Annotated in this window: 16 protein-coding genes and 1 other annotated feature; of the genes, 6 read left to right on the top strand and 10 right to left on the bottom strand. The window is 55.3% G+C overall.

What is annotated here, in order from left to right; all coding sequences use genetic code 11:
- Window positions 1-18: 18 nt before the first annotated feature.
- Complete coding sequence (locus ACLHV9_RS05550) at window positions 19-813, top strand: TraB/GumN family protein (RefSeq protein WP_028017597.1); 795 nt, start codon at window positions 19-21, stop codon at window positions 811-813.
- Window positions 814-1,012: 199 nt separating this feature from the next.
- A complete protein-coding gene (gene ybaK, locus ACLHV9_RS05545) occupies window positions 1,013-1,492 on the top strand; it encodes a Cys-tRNA(Pro)/Cys-tRNA(Cys) deacylase YbaK (protein ID WP_108090758.1) in 480 nt (159 codons plus the stop codon).
- 47 nt (window positions 1,493-1,539) lie between these two features.
- On the opposite strand, the gene ushA is transcribed toward ybaK, so the two are convergent.
- On the bottom strand, window positions 1,540-3,192 hold the full coding sequence (ushA, locus tag ACLHV9_RS05540; RefSeq protein WP_407220233.1) for a bifunctional UDP-sugar hydrolase/5'-nucleotidase UshA: 1,653 nt from the start codon (window positions 3,190-3,192) through the stop codon (window positions 1,540-1,542).
- Between the two features lie 169 nt (window positions 3,193-3,361).
- On the opposite strand from ushA, the gene ACLHV9_RS05535 reads away from it, so the two are divergent.
- Both ACLHV9_RS05535 and ybaL read left to right on the top strand, forming a co-directional pair.
- Window positions 3,362-4,582: an MFS transporter gene (locus tag ACLHV9_RS05535; protein WP_028017600.1), complete on the top strand. Its 1,221-nt coding sequence runs from the start codon at window positions 3,362-3,364 to the stop codon at window positions 4,580-4,582.
- A 229-nt stretch (window positions 4,583-4,811) separates the two neighbouring features.
- On the top strand, window positions 4,812-6,488 hold the full coding sequence (gene ybaL / locus ACLHV9_RS05530) for a YbaL family putative K(+) efflux transporter (protein ID WP_108090675.1): 1,677 nt from the start codon (window positions 4,812-4,814) through the stop codon (window positions 6,486-6,488).
- Between the two features lie 80 nt (window positions 6,489-6,568).
- On the opposite strand, the gene ACLHV9_RS05525 is transcribed toward ybaL, so the two are convergent.
- The 9 genes from ACLHV9_RS05525 to ACLHV9_RS05485 form a co-directional block, all read right to left on the bottom strand.
- The gene (locus tag ACLHV9_RS05525) at window positions 6,569-7,873 is read right to left on the bottom strand and encodes an inosine/guanosine kinase (protein ID WP_108090676.1); all 1,305 of its coding nucleotides are present in this window, start codon (window positions 7,871-7,873) and stop codon (window positions 6,569-6,571) included.
- Window positions 7,874-7,935: 62 nt separating this feature from the next.
- Window positions 7,936-8,898, bottom strand: coding sequence for a ferrochelatase (hemH, locus tag ACLHV9_RS05520; RefSeq protein WP_407220232.1), 963 nt, complete (start codon window positions 8,896-8,898; stop codon window positions 7,936-7,938).
- A 124-nt stretch (window positions 8,899-9,022) separates the two neighbouring features.
- On the bottom strand, window positions 9,023-9,667 hold the full coding sequence (gene adk, locus ACLHV9_RS05515; RefSeq protein WP_006809841.1) for an adenylate kinase: 645 nt from the start codon (window positions 9,665-9,667) through the stop codon (window positions 9,023-9,025).
- 194 nt (window positions 9,668-9,861) lie between these two features.
- Window positions 9,862-11,736 carry a molecular chaperone HtpG gene (gene htpG, locus ACLHV9_RS05510; protein WP_407220231.1) on the bottom strand — a complete coding sequence of 625 codons (1,875 nt, stop codon included), beginning with the start codon at window positions 11,734-11,736 and terminating at the stop codon, window positions 9,862-9,864.
- Window positions 11,737-11,846: 110 nt separating this feature from the next.
- The gene (recR, locus tag ACLHV9_RS05505; protein ID WP_028017605.1) at window positions 11,847-12,452 is read right to left on the bottom strand and encodes a recombination mediator RecR; all 606 of its coding nucleotides are present in this window, start codon (window positions 12,450-12,452) and stop codon (window positions 11,847-11,849) included.
- A complete protein-coding gene (locus ACLHV9_RS05500; protein ID WP_003858972.1) occupies window positions 12,452-12,784 on the bottom strand; it encodes a YbaB/EbfC family nucleoid-associated protein in 333 nt (110 codons plus the stop codon). The genes recR and ACLHV9_RS05500 overlap by 1 nt, the downstream gene beginning before the upstream one ends.
- Before the next feature lie 54 nt (window positions 12,785-12,838).
- A complete protein-coding gene (gene dnaX, locus ACLHV9_RS05495; RefSeq protein ID WP_407220230.1) occupies window positions 12,839-14,767 on the bottom strand; it encodes a DNA polymerase III subunit gamma/tau in 1,929 nt (642 codons plus the stop codon).
- Window positions 13,445-13,509, bottom strand: a sequence feature (DnaX frameshifting element). It overlaps the preceding gene by 65 nt.
- Before the next feature lie 88 nt (window positions 14,768-14,855).
- On the bottom strand, window positions 14,856-15,407 hold the full coding sequence (gene apt, locus ACLHV9_RS05490) for an adenine phosphoribosyltransferase (protein ID WP_108090679.1): 552 nt from the start codon (window positions 15,405-15,407) through the stop codon (window positions 14,856-14,858).
- Between the two features lie 152 nt (window positions 15,408-15,559).
- On the bottom strand, window positions 15,560-15,937 hold the full coding sequence (locus ACLHV9_RS05485; RefSeq protein WP_028017608.1) for a DUF454 family protein: 378 nt from the start codon (window positions 15,935-15,937) through the stop codon (window positions 15,560-15,562).
- 50 nt (window positions 15,938-15,987) lie between these two features.
- Here ACLHV9_RS05485 and priC point away from each other — a divergent pair, with 50 nt between their 5' ends.
- Entirely contained in the window at window positions 15,988-16,515 is a 528-nt protein-coding gene (gene priC, locus ACLHV9_RS05480) for a primosomal replication protein N'' (protein WP_407220229.1), read from the top strand.
- A gap of 14 nt (window positions 16,516-16,529) precedes the next feature.
- Window positions 16,530-16,688, top strand: a complete 159-nt coding sequence (rsmS, locus tag ACLHV9_RS05475) for a pleiotropic regulatory protein RsmS (protein WP_032666839.1) — start codon at window positions 16,530-16,532, stop codon at window positions 16,686-16,688.
- Window positions 16,689-16,710: the final 22 nt, after the last annotated feature.

Here is a 16,710-nt window from a genome sequence, read left to right as displayed (position 1 = left end):
TCCGTTCATGGAGCGCGTATGAGTCTGTTTAATCGTATAAAAACATCGTTTCGCGCCCTATTCCCCCGCCGTTATGCCTGGCCCGGTCTGGATATCTCGCTTCCTGGCGGCCAGCACCTGCACCTGGTGGGCAGCATCCATATGGGCACGCAGGATATGTCTCCCCTGCCTCCTGGTCTGATAAAACTTCTCAAGCGCGCCGATGCGCTGGTTGTTGAGGCGGACATTTCGGGCCATGAATCACCGTTTGCCGGTCTGGAGAGCACTCTCAGCCTGGCAGAACGTCTGGATGATGCTCTGCTCGCGGAACTGACGCGCGTCGCGGATGAGACGGGCGTGTCGCTCTCGATGATCGACGCTCTGCCGCTCTGGCAAATTGCCATGGTGCTTCAGGCCACGCAGGCGCAACGTCTGGGTCTGCGCGGTGATTACGGCATTGATTACCAGTTACTGAATATGGCAAGGGCACGCAGGATGCCGATCATCGAACTGGAAGGGACGGACAGCCAGATTGCGCTGTTGCGACAACTGCCTGACGACGGTCTGATGCTGCTGGATGATACCCTGACCCACTGGCACACCAACGCGCGCCTGCTGCAGACCATGATCGGCTGGTGGCTGGATGCTCCGCCCGCAGACAGTAAGCTGGCTTTACCGTCGACGTTTAGTGAATCGTTATATGATGTGCTGATGAATGCGCGTAATAAAGCCTGGCGGCAGACGCTGCATGCCTTACCTGCCGGGCATTACGTTGTCGCAGTAGGTGCATTACATTTGTACGGAGAAGGGAATTTGCCGTCACTGTTGAAATAAAAAAATGGCCAATATTTCTATTGGCCCGTCAAAGAGGAATTTCATCGTTTTTATTATGCCGAAGGAGACCTTCGGTTGAGCCGATTGTCGCTCAAAGTGACCATCACTGCCAATACTATTGCGCAAGATGGTGCTATTTTTTAGACAAACGTCAGGCGTATGCTGTGAGCATGAATTGTCTGTCGTAAGAAGGATAGCTATGACTCCCGCCGTTAAATTACTCGAAAAAAACAAAATTCCTTTCCGGATCCATACCTACGATCACGATCCGAATGAAACCAATTTTGGTGATGAAGTGGTGCGCAAACTGGGGCTGAACGCTGACCAGGTCTATAAAACGCTGCTGGTCGCCGTGAATGGCGACATGAAGCACCTCGCCGTCGCGGTTACGCCCGTCGCCGGGCAGCTTGACTTGAAGAAAGTGGCGAAAGCGCTGGGCGCGAAAAAAGTGGATATGGCAGACCCAATGGTTGCGCAACGCACCACGGGCTACCTGGTCGGCGGGATCAGCCCACTCGGGCAGAAAAAACGGCTGCCGACGCTGATAGATGCGCCTTCACAGAAGTTTGAAACCATCTTTATATCCGGCGGCAAACGCGGGCTGGATATTGAACTCGCAGCGGGCGATCTGGCGAAAATGCTGGACGCGAAATTTGCGGATATTGCACGCCGGGAGTAAGAGAAAAGCCGGGTAAGGCGCAGCCGCTACCCGGCAAAACAACCACACTACTGCCAGCTCACCTCACCCTTCGGCTCGTATGCATTCACGTCAATCGGCGAGTTTTGCTCGATGAACTGCTTCAGCACTTCCGCGTCGATAAAACCGGTGTTCACATAGCCTGGTTTGTTATCAATATGCGGATAGCCGTCTCCACCTGTGGCGTTAAAGCTTAACGTCGCCAGACGGTACGTTTTAGCCGGATCAACCGGTTCGCCTTTGATCTTCAGATCGTTAAGCTTGCCGTCTTTCGCCACAAAGCTCACGTTGGCAAACTGCGGATAGGCACCGGAATCCGGCTTCATCTGCGCCACGGCGGTCAGGTAGTCCATGACCTCTTTCCCGCTCATGTCCGCATAGACCACCACGTTACCGAACGGCTGCACCTTCAGAACGTCTTTATAGGTAATGTTTCCACCTTCGATGGAATCACGAATACCGCCGCCGCTCATTACGCCAAAATCAGCGCCGGTACGCGCCATTTGCGCTGCCAGCACCAGATGCCCCATATTGGTCTGCACGAAGCGGACTTTGCTACGATCCCCTTCCAGACGACCATTGAGCGTGCCAATCTTCACATCCAGCTGTGCCTTACCTTTATTCTGGAACGGTGTCAGCAGGGAGAGCATCTGCTGATTCTCAGCAATCTCCGGGGTGTAAAGTACGCGCTCACTTTTCCCGTCAGGATAAGTGACTTTCTTCTTCAGGTTGACCGGGATGAGCTGGTAATGCACCAGTTTCATCTCGCCGTTACGGAACTCAAAATCCGCCCGGCCTACGTATTTGCCCCACTCATGCGCCTGCACAATCCAGATGCCGTTCTGACGGTCTGGGGCACACGGCGTGCCTGGCACGTAATCAACCTGCTTTTTATTCTCGGAGGCCATGCAGACCGGATCCTGTGAGTGACCGCCCACAATCATTGCCAGCGAGCCAGCCGGCAGGCTGCGCGCCATCTCCACGTCACCTGGCGCATTAGAGCCGTGTTCACCATTGTCATAGTGCCCCATGTGGGTGGTGGCAATAATCACATCCGGCTTTTCGTTCTGCTGTAATTCCTGAATAACCAGCTTTGCTTCGTCTGCCGGTTTACGGAATTCGATATCGGTAAAGAACTCCGGATTACCAATTTTCGCCGTATCGTCAGTGGTTAGGCCAATCACAGCGATTTTCAGGTCCTGGCGCTTAAACAACGCCCAGGGTTTAAACAGGCGTTCGCCGGTACTTTTCTGGTAAATATTGGCTGAGAGGAACGGGAATTTTGCCAGTTTTTCCTGCTGGCGCAGTACCGTTAGTGGATTATCAAACTCGTGGTTGCCGACGGCCATCGCATCGTAACCAATCAGATTCATACCGCGAAAATCGGGCTCGGCATCCTGTAAATCGGATTCCGGTACCCCGGTGTTGATATCTCCCCCGGACAGCAACAGCACGCTGCCGCCCTGAGCCGCCACCTCTTTACGAATACCATCCACCAGCGTTTTTTGCGCCGCCAGACCATATTCGCCGTATTCACTGCGCCAGAAATGCCCGTGGTGATCGTTGGTATGCAGAATGGTGATTTTGTAGGTTTTATCTTTTTCGTATGCCTGCGCGGGCAGGCTTACCAGGCCCCATGCGGCGATAAGCGCCAGCGCGACGCCCCGCTTCATTAACTTCATCTTTTCTCTCCCTGACCAATAGACAAAGGCAAAAATTACAATGACTCACAATAATAGACAAATAAGTTTTCAGAATTGCGACTTTCTTCAAATGCCCCTGACAGGTATGTTAGTTGGATAATAATTACATCCTGCACTTCTAATAACTAAAGACGTGGTAATTCTCTCTATGGCAATCAGTGAATCAACCCAGCCCGTTCCGGGCGTGCCGGCGTCACCGCCGAAATCGCGCACCTCTTTTAAAGTCTTAGGTGCAATCAGTCTTTCTCATCTGCTCAACGATATGATTCAGTCGTTGATTCTGGCAATTTATCCGCTGCTGCAGTCCGAGTTCTCTTTAACCTTCGTGCAGATTGGGATGATCACCCTGACCTTCCAGCTCGCGTCCTCGCTACTGCAGCCAATAGTGGGCTACTGGACGGACAAATACCCGATGCCATGGTCGCTGCCGATTGGCATGTGTTTCACCTTAAGCGGGCTGGTACTGCTGGCCATGGCTGGGAGTTTTGAAGCGGTGTTAATCGCCGCCGCACTGGTGGGCACCGGCTCGTCGGTCTTCCACCCGGAATCCTCCCGCGTGGCGCGTATGGCCTCCGGTGGTCGTCACGGCCTGGCGCAGTCACTCTTCCAGGTGGGCGGTAACTTTGGTAGCTCTCTCGGCCCGCTATTGGCCGCGGTGATTATTGCCCCTTACGGTAAAGGCAACGTGGCATGGTTTGTGCTAGCCGCACTGCTGGCGATTATCGTACTGGCGCAGATCAGCCGCTGGTATGCCGCTCAACATCGGGTGAACAAGGGTAAACCTAAAGCGAAGGTGATTAATCCTCTACCGCGTAACAAGATTATCCTGGCGGTTTCCGTCCTGCTGGTGCTGATTTTCTCGAAATATTTCTATATGGCGAGCATCAGCAGCTATTACACCTTTTATCTGATGCAAAAATTCGGATTATCGGTACAAAATGCGCAGATCCACCTGTTTGCCTTCCTGTTTGCGGTTGCTGCCGGGACAGTGATTGGCGGGCCTGTGGGGGATAAGATTGGACGTAAATATGTAATTTGGGGCTCTATTCTCGGCGTGGCACCGTTTACCCTTATTTTGCCGTACGCCAGCCTTGAATGGACGGGAATTTTAACCGTGATTATTGGTTTTATCCTCGCTTCCGCGTTTTCCGCCATTCTTGTCTATGCGCAAGAGCTGTTACCTGGTCGTATCGGTATGGTTTCCGGACTCTTTTTCGGGTTCGCCTTCGGCATGGGTGGGCTTGGTGCTGCAGTGTTAGGGATGGTTGCGGATCACACCAGTATCTTCCTGGTTTATAAAATCTGCGCTTTCCTGCCACTTCTTGGGATGTTGACCATATTCCTGCCTGATAACCGTCACAAAGCGTAAATTACGGGTAGCCAAAGTTTTACTTTGGCTACCTGATACCCTGATGCCATAAGGGTTTCTTCTGTCTCCCCCTGCTGAATTTATCAAAATGCGCTTTTTTTCGTGCTTATTGCTGTTTTATTCAAATTTCAACAATTATTCATAAACATAAGAGTAAAAATTGTCATAAACTATTACTCGGTTTTTTGGTTTGCGCCAAAAAGGAACACCCACAACGAAAGGAGACGGAATGCATCACGCCACACCGCTTATCACCACCATTGTTGGTGGCCTTGTGCTCGCTTTTATCCTTGGCATGATTGCCAATAAACTGCGTATTTCTCCCCTTGTCGGCTATTTGTTAGCGGGTGTCCTGGCGGGACCGTTTACGCCGGGTTTCGTTGCGGATACCAAACTGGCTCCTGAACTGGCGGAATTAGGCGTGATTCTGCTGATGTTTGGCGTCGGTTTACATTTTTCACTGAAGGACCTGATGGCGGTAAAGTCGATCGCCATACCGGGAGCGATCGCCCAGATAGGGGTAGCGACGCTGCTGGGGATGGCGCTTTCAGCAATTCTTGGCTGGTCGCTGATGACCGGCATCGTTTTTGGGCTGTGTCTTTCCACCGCCAGTACCGTGGTGTTGCTGCGCGCACTTGAAGAGAGACAGTTGATTGACAGCCAGCGCGGACAAATCGCGATAGGCTGGCTGATTGTTGAAGACCTGGTGATGGTGTTAACGCTGGTACTGCTGCCCGCAGTCGCCGGGATGATGGAAAAAGACAACGTCGGCTTTGCCTCGCTGGCGCTGGATATGGGCATTACCATCGGTAAAGTTGTGGCGTTTATCGCCATCATGATGCTGGTGGGCCGCCGTCTGGTGCCGTGGATCATGTCCCGCAGCGCAGCGACGGGTTCACGCGAATTGTTTACCCTCTCCGTACTGGCGCTGGCACTGGGTATCGCCTTTGGTGCCGTTGAGCTGTTTGATGTCTCCTTCGCGCTGGGCGCGTTCTTCGCCGGGATGGTGTTGAACGAATCCGAGCTGAGCCACCGTGCGGCGCATGACACTCTGCCGCTGCGTGATGCTTTCGCCGTACTGTTCTTCGTTTCCGTCGGGATGCTGTTTGACCCGATGGTCCTTATTCATCAGCCGCTGGCTGTGCTGGGCACGCTGGCGATTATTATCTTTGGTAAGTCGCTCGCGGCTTTCTTCCTGGTAAGGATGTTTGGCCACTCCCCGCGTACGGCGCTGACCATCGCCGCCAGTCTGGCGCAAATTGGTGAGTTTGCCTTTATTCTGGCGGGTCTGGGCATGGCGCTGAACCTGCTACCGCAAGCCGGGCAGAACCTGGTGCTGGCAGGTGCAATCCTGTCGATTATGCTGAACCCAGTCCTGTTCGCACTGCTGGAAAAATACCTCGATAAAACCGAAACGCTGGAAGAACAGACGCTGGAAGAAGCTATCGAAGAAGAGAAGCAGATCCCGGTAGATATTTGTAATCACGCCCTGCTGGTTGGTTTTGGTCGCGTAGGTAGTCTGCTCGGTGAGAAACTGATGGCGCAAGGGATCCCGCTGGTAGTGATTGAAACGTCACGCACCCGCGTCGACGAGCTGCGTGAGCGCGGTATCCGAGCGGTGCTGGGCAATGCGGCAAACGAAGAGATCATGAATCTGGCGCATCTGGACTGCGCGCGCTGGCTGCTGCTGACCATCCCAAACGGCTATGAAGCGGGTGAAATTGTGGCTTCCGCGCGCGAGAAGTGCCCGACGATTGAGATTATCGCCCGGGCACATTATGACGATGAGGTGGAGTACATTACCGAGCGCGGTGCGGATAAGGTCGTGATGGGCGAGCGCGAGATTGCGAATACGATGCTGACGCTACTGGAGAAACCGCCGGCTGAAGAAGGGGTGACGGGTTAAAAAAGCCTGCTGGCGCTACGCTTAGCAGGCCTACAAGTAGCCCCGGTAAGCGTAGCGCCACCGGGGTTTTCTTTTAGCAATCAACGATCCCAATAAGACTCTTCCAGGCTGTCTTCCCTTTCCGGCAGGCCACGCGTTAAGCGCGGGGAATGCTGGTTAAGCACCTGATAACTCACGCGGTTAGCGTATTTGCACACCTGCGCCAGCGACGAATAGGTCAGCCAGTTGAACTTGTGCTTGCTGGAATTCGGGACGTTAGTTTTATGGTAAGCATTCGCGGTGATGTCATGGAGCAATGCGGCCAGCGCGCCATCACCTGCACCGTTGGTGTTCATGATCTTCTCTGGCCCGCCCATATACGGGGCGATGTGCGAGTAGATACGCAGCGGATTAACACAGTCTTTAAAACGCATACCACGGCTGAACTCGTACTGGTTGAACTCGGCGATCGCGCCAGGCAGCAATGGATGCTGGGTTTTGCGCTTGCTCTCTTCTTCGGTGAAGCCCGCCATGTATAACCCAACCGGCCCTGCGGTACAGAGAACCAGATCCACCCACTCCAACGCTTTATCAGACGCCAGCAGCGGATCGCTTTCGCCCGTCAGCGCTTCCGCCTCTTCTTCGTTCATCGCCAGAATCGAGACGTGCTCTTTCAGGAACGCCTGCCACCACTCCGGATTGTCGGCAATCACGAATTTGGTGCCCAGCGTGAGAACGACGGGGACATTGTATTTCTTCGCGTACTCAATCGCTTTCATGGTCGCGTCCGGCATCGGCTCACCCGGTTTGCAGCGCACCAGATAGGAGGTCAGCACCAGCGCCGAGGCGCCTGCAATCACCTCTTCCGGGATGCTCTCGGCACGCAGTTTGTTCATGTGACCCGGGCTGATGGCAAAGGTACGCTCGCCGGACTCACCGATCAGCGTAAAGCAGCGGCCAATCGGCCCGTCGACCCCCTGGAGATAGTTCAGATCGGTACGGCTTGAGGTATTGCACAGATAACGGTAGGCATAGCCTCCAATTTCGATATTGCTGCACATTACGCCCAACAGTACCGAGCGGTCATCAGCCAGTACGGAGTAGTTGTGCATGGTGTTACCGATGGTACCGCCGGCAAACTGATGGGTGATCAGGTTTTCGCGCACCAGTTCCTGGTAAAGCGCTTCGGCAACGTCGTCCTCAATCACCAGCGAGTGCCCCGCGCTCAGACCGTAACGGGCGACAAACGCATCATCCACTTTCGCTTCAATGTCCACCAGCGTCTGGTCGATACCAACGACCCATGCGGCACTGGTTTCATTCTCAGGCTGGATTTGCTGCAGGAGCGGATCGCGGGCATCAACGGGAAAGTAGTGTTTGGATTTGCGTTTACCGGGAAATTTCATGGTCTGAACTGTACAAAGAATATGGGCCGGGAATGTTAGCACAAACCCGGCCCGGAGTGCGATCAGCGACTGTTTGTCACCAGAGAGACCATCATGTCGATATGCTCAGGCGAGTCGTTAAGTGCCGGAATGTATTCGTACTTCGTGCCCCCCGCTTCCAGGAAGAACTCTCTGTTTTGCACAGCAATTTCTTCGAGCGTTTCCAGGCAATCCGCCGAGAAGCCTGGCGACATCACCTGAATATGCTTCACCCCTTTCTCACCGAGCATCTTAAGCGTTTCATCGGTATATGGGGTGAGCCACGGCTCGCGGCCAAAGCGCGACTGGAAGGTCATCATCACCTTCTCCGGCGGCAGGCCGAGGGCAGAAACCAGTTCGCGCGTGGTATCACGACAACGCTGCGGGTAATCATCCCCCTCGTCAGCGAAACGCTGCGGGATGCCGTGATAAGACAGCAGCAGCAGATCCGGCTCGCCGTGTTTTTCGAACGACGCACGCGCGCTGTTGGCAAGCGCCTTGATATAGAGATCGTTATCCGCGTAGTCGCGAATAAAGGTCACGCCAGGTATGCGACGGCGAGTCGCCAGAATACGCGCCAGTTCATCCCATACCGCAGCAACCGTCGAACAGGAGTACTGCGGATAGAGCGCCAGCACCACAATGTGGTCAACCCCCTGCGCCAGCAGTGATTCAACCGCACTTTCCAGCGAGGGTTTACCGTAGCTCATGCCGAGCGCGACGGGCATATCCGGCAGGCGCGCGGCCAGCGCCTTTTCCTGGCGACGGCTGTAAACCATCAGCGGAGAACCTTCTTCCATCCAGACGGACTGATAGAGCCTGGCGACGCGCGGAGAACGAATCGGCAGAATCACGCCACGGAGCAACAGCCACCACAGCAGTCTTGGGGTATCCACGACGCGGGTGTCGCTTAAAAATTGTCGCAGGTAGCGTTTTACCGCGTCTGATGTAGGTGCTTCTGGGGTGCCCAGATTGGCAAGCAGGATGCCGGTTTTCGCCTGACTCATTCACGCCTCTTAACCATTTGAATGGTTGTCAATTGTAGCGGAAATGCGTTTAAACGAAACCCATTGCTGCGATAGGAAAGATGGGAATATTTCTCACCCGGAGATCCGGGTGAGAAAGGTGCAATTAGCCGAGGATTTTTTCCAGCTCTGCACGTACGTCAGCAACGGCTTTGGTACCGTCAACTTTCGCGTATTTGGTGTTACCCGCCTGCGCTTCTTTGGTGTAGTAGCCAATCAGCGGTGCAGTCATCTGATGGTATTCCACCAGGCGCTTACGCACGGTCTCTTCCTGATCGTCTTTACGGGTAGTCAGCTCTTCGCCGGTCACGTCGTCTTTGCCTTCAACCTTAGGTGGGTTGAATTTGATGTGGTAAACGCGGCCAGAAGCAGCGTGTACGCGACGACCCACGATACGGTCAACGATCAGCTCGTCCGGCACGTCGAACTCCAGAACGTAGTCGACGTTGATGCCCGCTTCTTTCATGGCGTCAGCCTGAGGAATGGTGCGTGGGAAGCCGTCCAGCAGGAAACCGTTACGGCAGTCTTCCTGAGCAATGCGCTCTTTGACCAGAGCGATAACCAGCTCGTCGGTCACCAGCTTGCCTGCGTCCATGATGTCTTTCGCTTGTTTACCCAGCTCGGAGCCAGATTTAACAGCGGCGCGCAGCATGTCACCGGTGGAGATTTGCGGAATACCGTATTTCTCCATGATGAACTGAGCCTGAGTTCCTTTACCCGCGCCCGGAGCGCCAAGCAGAATAATACGCATTGCGAAAATCCCCTCAAAAGTCGTTTCAATTTTTCAAAAGCGCTAAACAATACCACCAGAACGGGCATCGCTCAAGGAAGGCGGGAAGGCTGAAACGGTTAACGGGGGGAGATTATTTGGGAGGGTGGGGTCTGGTGCCCTCACCCCGGCCCTCTCCCACGGGAGAGGGAGAAGACCAGGGGAGGCGTGGTCAATTACGCCAGCAGCAGCGCATTCACACGTTTAATGAACAGGTTAGGATCTTCCAGCGTGCCGCGCTCGGCCAGCAGGGACTGATCCAGCAGCAGTTCAACCCACTCGGCAAAGCGGGCGTCGTCCTGGGTGTCCGCCGCGCGTTTCACCAGAGGATGATCCGGATTAAGCTCAAAGATATATTTCACTTCCGGCATCGCCTGGCCCGCCGCAGCGAACAGTTTCGCCATCTGGGTGCCCATTTCGTCAGCGTCGGTGGTAACGATCGCCGGGGTATCAGTCAGACGATGAGTGAAACGCACCTCTTTCACACGTTCGCCCAGCAGGGTTTTCACGCGCTCAACGAATGGTTCCAGCGCCTTCTCGGCTTCTTTCGCGCTTTCATCCACTTCATCCGCCAGCTTGTCGATGGACTCATCCGCTTTGGCAACGGACTGGAACGCCTTACCGTCAAACTCGGTCAGGTAGTTCATCATCCACTCGTCGATGCGGTCAGAAAGCAGCAGCACTTCGATGCCTTTCTTGCGCAACAGCTCGAGGTGCGGGCTGCTCTTCGCCGCCGCGTAGCTGTCGGCGGTGATGTAGTAAATCTTCTCCTGCCCTTCTTTCATGCGCGAGACGTACTCTTCCAGCGACACGGTCTGCGCGGAGGAGTCGGTGTGCGTAGACGCGAAGCGCAGCAGTTTGGCGATGGCCTCCACGTTCGCGGTATCTTCCGCCGGGCCCTCTTTCAGCACCAGGCCGAATTGTTTCCAGAAGGTCTGGTATTTTTCCGCATCGTCTTTCGCCAGTTTTTCCAGCATCTGCAGCGCACGTTTGGTCAGGGCGTTGCGCAAGTTACGGGTGACGGTGCTGTCCTGCAGAATTTCGCGGGAGACGTTCAGCGGCAGATCGTTGGAATCTATCAGACCACGCACAAAACGCAGGTAGTTCGGCATGAACTGCTCGGCATCGTCCATGATGAACACACGCTGTACGTACAGCTTCAGGCCGTGCTTGTGATCGCGGTTCCACATGTCCCACGGTGCCTGTGCCGGAATGTACAGCAGGCTGGTGTACTCCTGCTTACCTTCCACACGGTTGTGGCTCCAGGTCAGAGGGTCGGTAAAATCGTGGGCGATGTGTTTGTAAAACTCGTTGTATTCGTCGTCTTTGATTTCAGACTTGTTGCGCGTCCACAGTGCCTGCGCCTTGTTGATCTTCTCCCAGGAGACCACGGTTTCGCCGTCTTTCTCTTCCTGTTTTTCAATCTCAACCGGCAGGGCGATGTGATCGGAATATTTGCTGATGATGGAGCGCACGCGCCAGTCGTTCAGGAAATCATCTTCGCCTTCACGCAGGTGCAGGGTGATTTCGGTGCCGCGATCCGCCTTGGTGATGTCATCAACGGTGTATTCGCCTTCACCTTTGGACTCCCAGAACACACCATTTTCCGCGCTGTCACCTGCTGCACGGGTACGCACGGTAACTTTGTACGCGACGATGAACGCCGAGTAGAAACCAACGCCGAACTGACCGATCAGCTGGCTGTCTTTCGCCTGGTCAGAGCCCATGGACTCCAGGAACGCTTTGGTGCCGGATTTGGCGATGGTCCCGAGATGGTCGATGACCTCATCGCGATTCATCCCGATGCCGTTATCGGCGATGGTCAGGGTACGGTTCTCTTTATTGAAAGAGACGCGCACGCGCAGCTCACCGTCGCCTTCGTACAGATCCGGGTTAGACAGTGCGCGGAAGCGCAGCTTGTCCGCCGCGTCCGAGGCGTTGGAAATCAGCTCACGCAGGAAGATTTCTTTGTTGGAATACAGGGAATGGATCATCAGGTGCAGAAGCTGTTTTACTTCTGACTGGAAACCACGGGTTTCTTGTCCTTTCATCTAAGTCGACCTCAACAATGCCATTTAATGGGGTTTTAAAACGTTGAGGGAGAGATGGGGATAAGGGGGGGAAATTTCAAGCGGAGGCCACGGACGCAGCCTCCGTTTGGTCAGAAAATAATCTTGTGGCGTCCCGCAAGAGAGTGCGACAGCGTGGTGCCATCGACCATCTCCAGCTCGCCGCCCACCGGCACGCCGTGGGCGATACGGCTGGCGTCAACGCCGTACTGCGAGCAAAGCTCGGCGATGTAGTTGGCCGTTGCCTCCCCTTCCACCGTAGGATTGGTGGCGAGGATCACTTCGTTGATCGTTTCGGACTCAAGACGCTGTTCAAGGCGGTCAAGACCGATATCGTCCGGGCCAATACCGTCCAGCGGGGAGAGATGCCCCATCAGCACGAAATAGCGGCCGGAAAACTGCCCGGTCTGCTCAATGGCGTAGATGTCCGCCGGACTCTCCACCACGCAAATCTGACCGTTTTCCTGGCGACGTGGGTTCGAACAGATGTTACACACGTCCTGCTCGGTAAAGGTACGGCAATCCGCACAGTGACCAATTTCTGACATGGCGCGGGTCAGAGCCTGCGCCAGGCGCATCCCGCCGCTGCGGTCGCGCTGCAATAGCGTAAACGCCATGCGCTGCGCCGACTTCGGGCCAACGCCCGGCAGGCAGCGCAGTGCTTCCATTAACTGCGTGAGCAGCGGACTGGTTTGCATCAGAATGGCATCTTGAAGCCAGGTGGCAGTTGCATGCCGCTGGAAACAGAGGCCATTTTCTCTTTCTGAGTTTCGTCGATACGGCGAGCGGCATCGTTAAACGCGGCTGCAACCAGATCTTCCAGCATCTCTTTGTCGTCTTCGAGCAGGCTTGGGTCGATCTCAACGCGGCGGCAGTTGTGCGCACCGTTGATGGTCACTTTGACCAGGCCGGCACCGGATTCACCCGTGACTTCCAGCTGAGCGATCTCTTCCTGCATCTTCTGCATTTTTTCCTGCATCTGCTGAGCCTGCTTCATCAGGCCACCCAGACCGCCTTTTCCACCAAACATAGGCTTCTCTCTTTTTTCACGTTTAAGGATTACAACCGTAAGTCAGACTCACGATCAAATGGGGCGAATACTCTCTTCATCCAGATCGGCGTCGAAGAACCGGCGCAGGGTCTGTATGTTGTTATCCGCGATAATTGCCTCGCGCGCCTGCGCGAGCTTCTCTTCATAAATGGCCTGACGCCACTCCAGCGGCGTTTTCACTGCCGGATTATCATCTTCAATGATAGTCAATTCAACCGGCGCCCCCTGTAATGCGGTGAGCGCCTCGGCCAGCGCCTTTTGCGCGCCTGGCGAATTCAGGTGTCGTTGACCAGGACGCAGGTGTAAACGCACCTGATTGCCGTCCTGCTCTTTCCAGGCATTCAGCGCGACCTGCTCCACCAGCTTCGGCAACTGAAGCTTACTGACCTCGGCGGCCCAGGCATCACGCGCAATTGACTCTTCGGCGAGCTTCGCAGAAAGCTCCGGCGTTTTCTCATGCTCCAGCGCCTTTTTCAGCGCTTTCGGGGTGGCGACTTCTTCCTTCACCTCTTCGATGATAGTGGTCGCCTTCCAGCGGTAAGCCTCTTCTTTCACCGGGGCTTTCTGCTCGAGCGCGGAGGGTGCAGGACGCGACTGTACGCGCTCCGTTACCGAGGCCAGTCGTTCAAGCGCGGCGTTGTTAACCGGCCGCGCTCTTGCAGGCGCTGCCGGTTCACTCTTTTTTGGTTTGGTTGCTCCCTGCGCACGCTGCAACTGGCTGCGCGCGGCAAGCACCGAACTGGTGGCGTCCGACAGCGGCACATTTTGCTGCCGCGGCGGTGTCGGCTGCGGTGGTACCTGCTGCGGTGACATCACCGCCGTCGGTGCGACCGGAGCAAAGGATTGTCGCGGCACGTCCGGTTCCGGCAACGGCATACGCGGGTGGAACGCCAGCGCGCGCAACAGCGTCATTTCAACGCCCATACGCGGATCCGGCGCGAACGGTAACTCTTTGCGGCCAATCAGCAGCGTCTGGTAGTAAAGTTGAACATCAGCAGGCGGTACGGTGCGGGCAAGTTCACGCATCCGCTGTTCGATAGCCGCCATATCCGCACCAATGGCAGACGGAGAAAGCTGCAGCATCGCCACGCGGTGCAGCAGGCTGAGCATCTCGACCAGCAGCCCTTCCCATTCAATACCCCGGGCAGCGGCCGCATCGACCTGCGACATAACACGCTCGCCGTTGGCGGCAATCATCGCTTCGATAAGGGAGAGCGCCTGATCGTCATCCAGCGTGCCGAGCATGGTGCTGACCGCCTCGGTCGAGAGCTTGCCGTCACCGCTGGCTATCGCCTGATCGGTAAGACTTAACGCATCACGCAGGCTGCCGTCCGCTGCACGAGCCAACAGCTGCAGAGCACGCGGTTCGTGGACAATTTTCTCTTCGTCGAGAATATGTTCAAGCTGAGCACGGATCTGTTCAACGTCCAGCGCCTTCAGATGGAACTGCAGGCAGCGCGACAAAATGGTGACCGGCAGCTTTTGCGGATCGGTGGTCGCCAGCAGGAATTTCACATGCGCGGGCGGTTCTTCCAGCGTTTTCAGCAGGGCGTTGAAGCTGTGACGCGACAGCATATGCACTTCATCGATCAGGTAGACCTTGAAGCGCCCACGCGCCGGGGCATACTGCACGTTGTCGAGCAGATCGCGGGTATCTTCAACTTTCGTGCGTGAAGCAGCGTCGATCTCGATCAGATCGACAAAACGCCCCTGTTCAATCTCCCGGCAGTTATCGCATACGCCACACGGCGTGGCGGTGATCCCGGTTTCGCAGTTCAGACCTTTTGCCAGCAAACGGGCAATAGAGGTCTTGCCGACGCCGCGGGTGCCGGAGAAAAGATAGGCGTGATGGATGCGACCTAGCGACAAGCCGTTCGCCAGGGCCGTCAGCACATGTTCCTGACCGACAACGTCAGCAAAGGTTTGTGGTCGCCACTTACGGGCTAACACCTGATAACTCATGGGCAGGCTCTGCAACGCTGGAAGGTGAATTTATGGAGGGGAATGCTATCACAACCTCACCCATTGAGCGAGGTTGTGAAAATCGGGATCAGTGACCCGGGAATGGCACCAGGCTGTAGCTGGTAATACCCTGTTTTTCCAGGCGCTGTTCACCGCCCAGATCGAACAGGTTGATGATGAATGCCGCATCGGTCACTTCACCACCCAGACGACGGATCAGCTTCACGGTCGCTTCAATGGTGCCGCCGGTTGCCAGCAGATCGTCAACCACCAGCACTTTGTCGCCAGGGACGATCGCATCAACGTGGATCTCCAGCTGATCGGTGCCGTATTCCAGCTCGTAGCTTTCAGCGATGGTTTCACGTGGCAGTTTGCGCGGTTTACGTACCGGAACAAAACCCACACCCAACGCCAGCGCAACCGGTGCGCCAAACAGGAAGCCACGGGCTTCGGTACCTACTACTTTGGTGATCCCGGCGTTTTTATAACGCTCAACCAGCAGTTCAATGCTGAGCGCGTACGCTTTCGGGTCTTCCAGCAAGCTGGTGACATCACGGAAAAGAATGCCAGGTTTTGGATAGTCCTGGATACTTTTGATGCTGTTTTTCAGATATTCAAGCTGCTGTGCAGTTGCGGTCATCGGTTTGTGCCTAAATGAAACAGTGTTACTCACAGCGCGCAACGAGTCGATTAAAGATAACAATTGTTTAACCTTTAACCAGGCGCACCTGTGCTCGAAAACGGTCGAATTTACTGTCTGTGCGAGATAATTGCAACAGACATTATAAGGCGTCAGTGCTTTTGTTGCTTTTCATCAACCACCGGGATTCGCCACATAAAGATGAGCAGGCATGTCAGGATCGCCAGCAACAGGATCCGTACCCACATCATTTTCACCAGCCATAATGAAATAGCGAAGGTGATGAGGATCACCGCGATCGCGCGCGGTTTAGCACCGGGCGGCATGGCCCGGTGTTTTTGCCAGTGGCGCAGATAACCGCCAAACCATGAGCGATACAGCAGCCAGTGGTGAAAACGCGGCGATGATCGGGCGAAGCACCAGGCCGCCAGCAGGATAAACGGCGTGGTCGGCAGCAAGGGTAAAACCACACCTAATGTGCCAAGCACTACCGCCAGCCAGCCAATGATGATTAAAATAGTACGCTGCATAATGCGAATCGTTATCAAACTGAACGGCTACTTTACCACTGGAGAGCGCCTTGAAAACAGCCTTGCTTCTGGAGACGCTGCAAAAACAGCTGACCACCCTGCGAGCAGAGGCTACCCCTCTGATGGGGCACGCCACGCTGAAGCCGCGCTTTGACCGGCAACTTTTTCGCACCCGAAGCACGCTCATTCAGGATTATATTGCTGAAGCCCAGGCCCATCTTGATGAGCTTCGCCACGCGGTTGAGCACAAGCAAACACAGCAGGTGGCCTGGCTTGCAGAGCATCTTGCCGAGCAAATCACCGCCCTACGCCGGGAAATTGCCACCTGGACGCTGCGCGCCTGGGACGGTGCATCTCCGGGGCTCGGCAAATGGCAGCGTAAGCGGCTGGAGAACCAGGAGTTTGAACGCCGGTTGTTTGAGATGAAGCGCGAGCGGGAAGTGCGCCTGAGCAACAGTGAAACGCTGGAAGAGCAGCAATTATTGATGCGTGAGATTAGCGCGCTGGAAGGACGCCTTGTCCGCTGCCGTCAGGCGCTGGATGAGATTGAACGCGTGATTGCACGTTTGACCCGTTAACAGGAGCCACACAAATGTCACTGGAAAATGCACCCGATGAGGTCAAGCTGGCCGTTGATTTGATTATGTTACTGGAGAATCATGAAATCCCCGCAGAGACGGTGCTTAAGGCGCTGGAGATTGTACGGCGAGACTTTGAAGGTAAGGTAAGGGCAATTCAGCCCTCACCCTAACTCCCTCTCACCGGGAGAGGGA

The sequence above is a fragment of the Enterobacter sp. CPE_E890 genome, assembly GCF_046521475.1.
Lineage (GTDB): Bacteria > Pseudomonadota > Gammaproteobacteria > Enterobacterales > Enterobacteriaceae > Enterobacter > Enterobacter adelaidei.
Note: the sequence above shows the minus strand (reverse complement) of the source record. Positions and strands in the feature narration are given on the sequence as shown.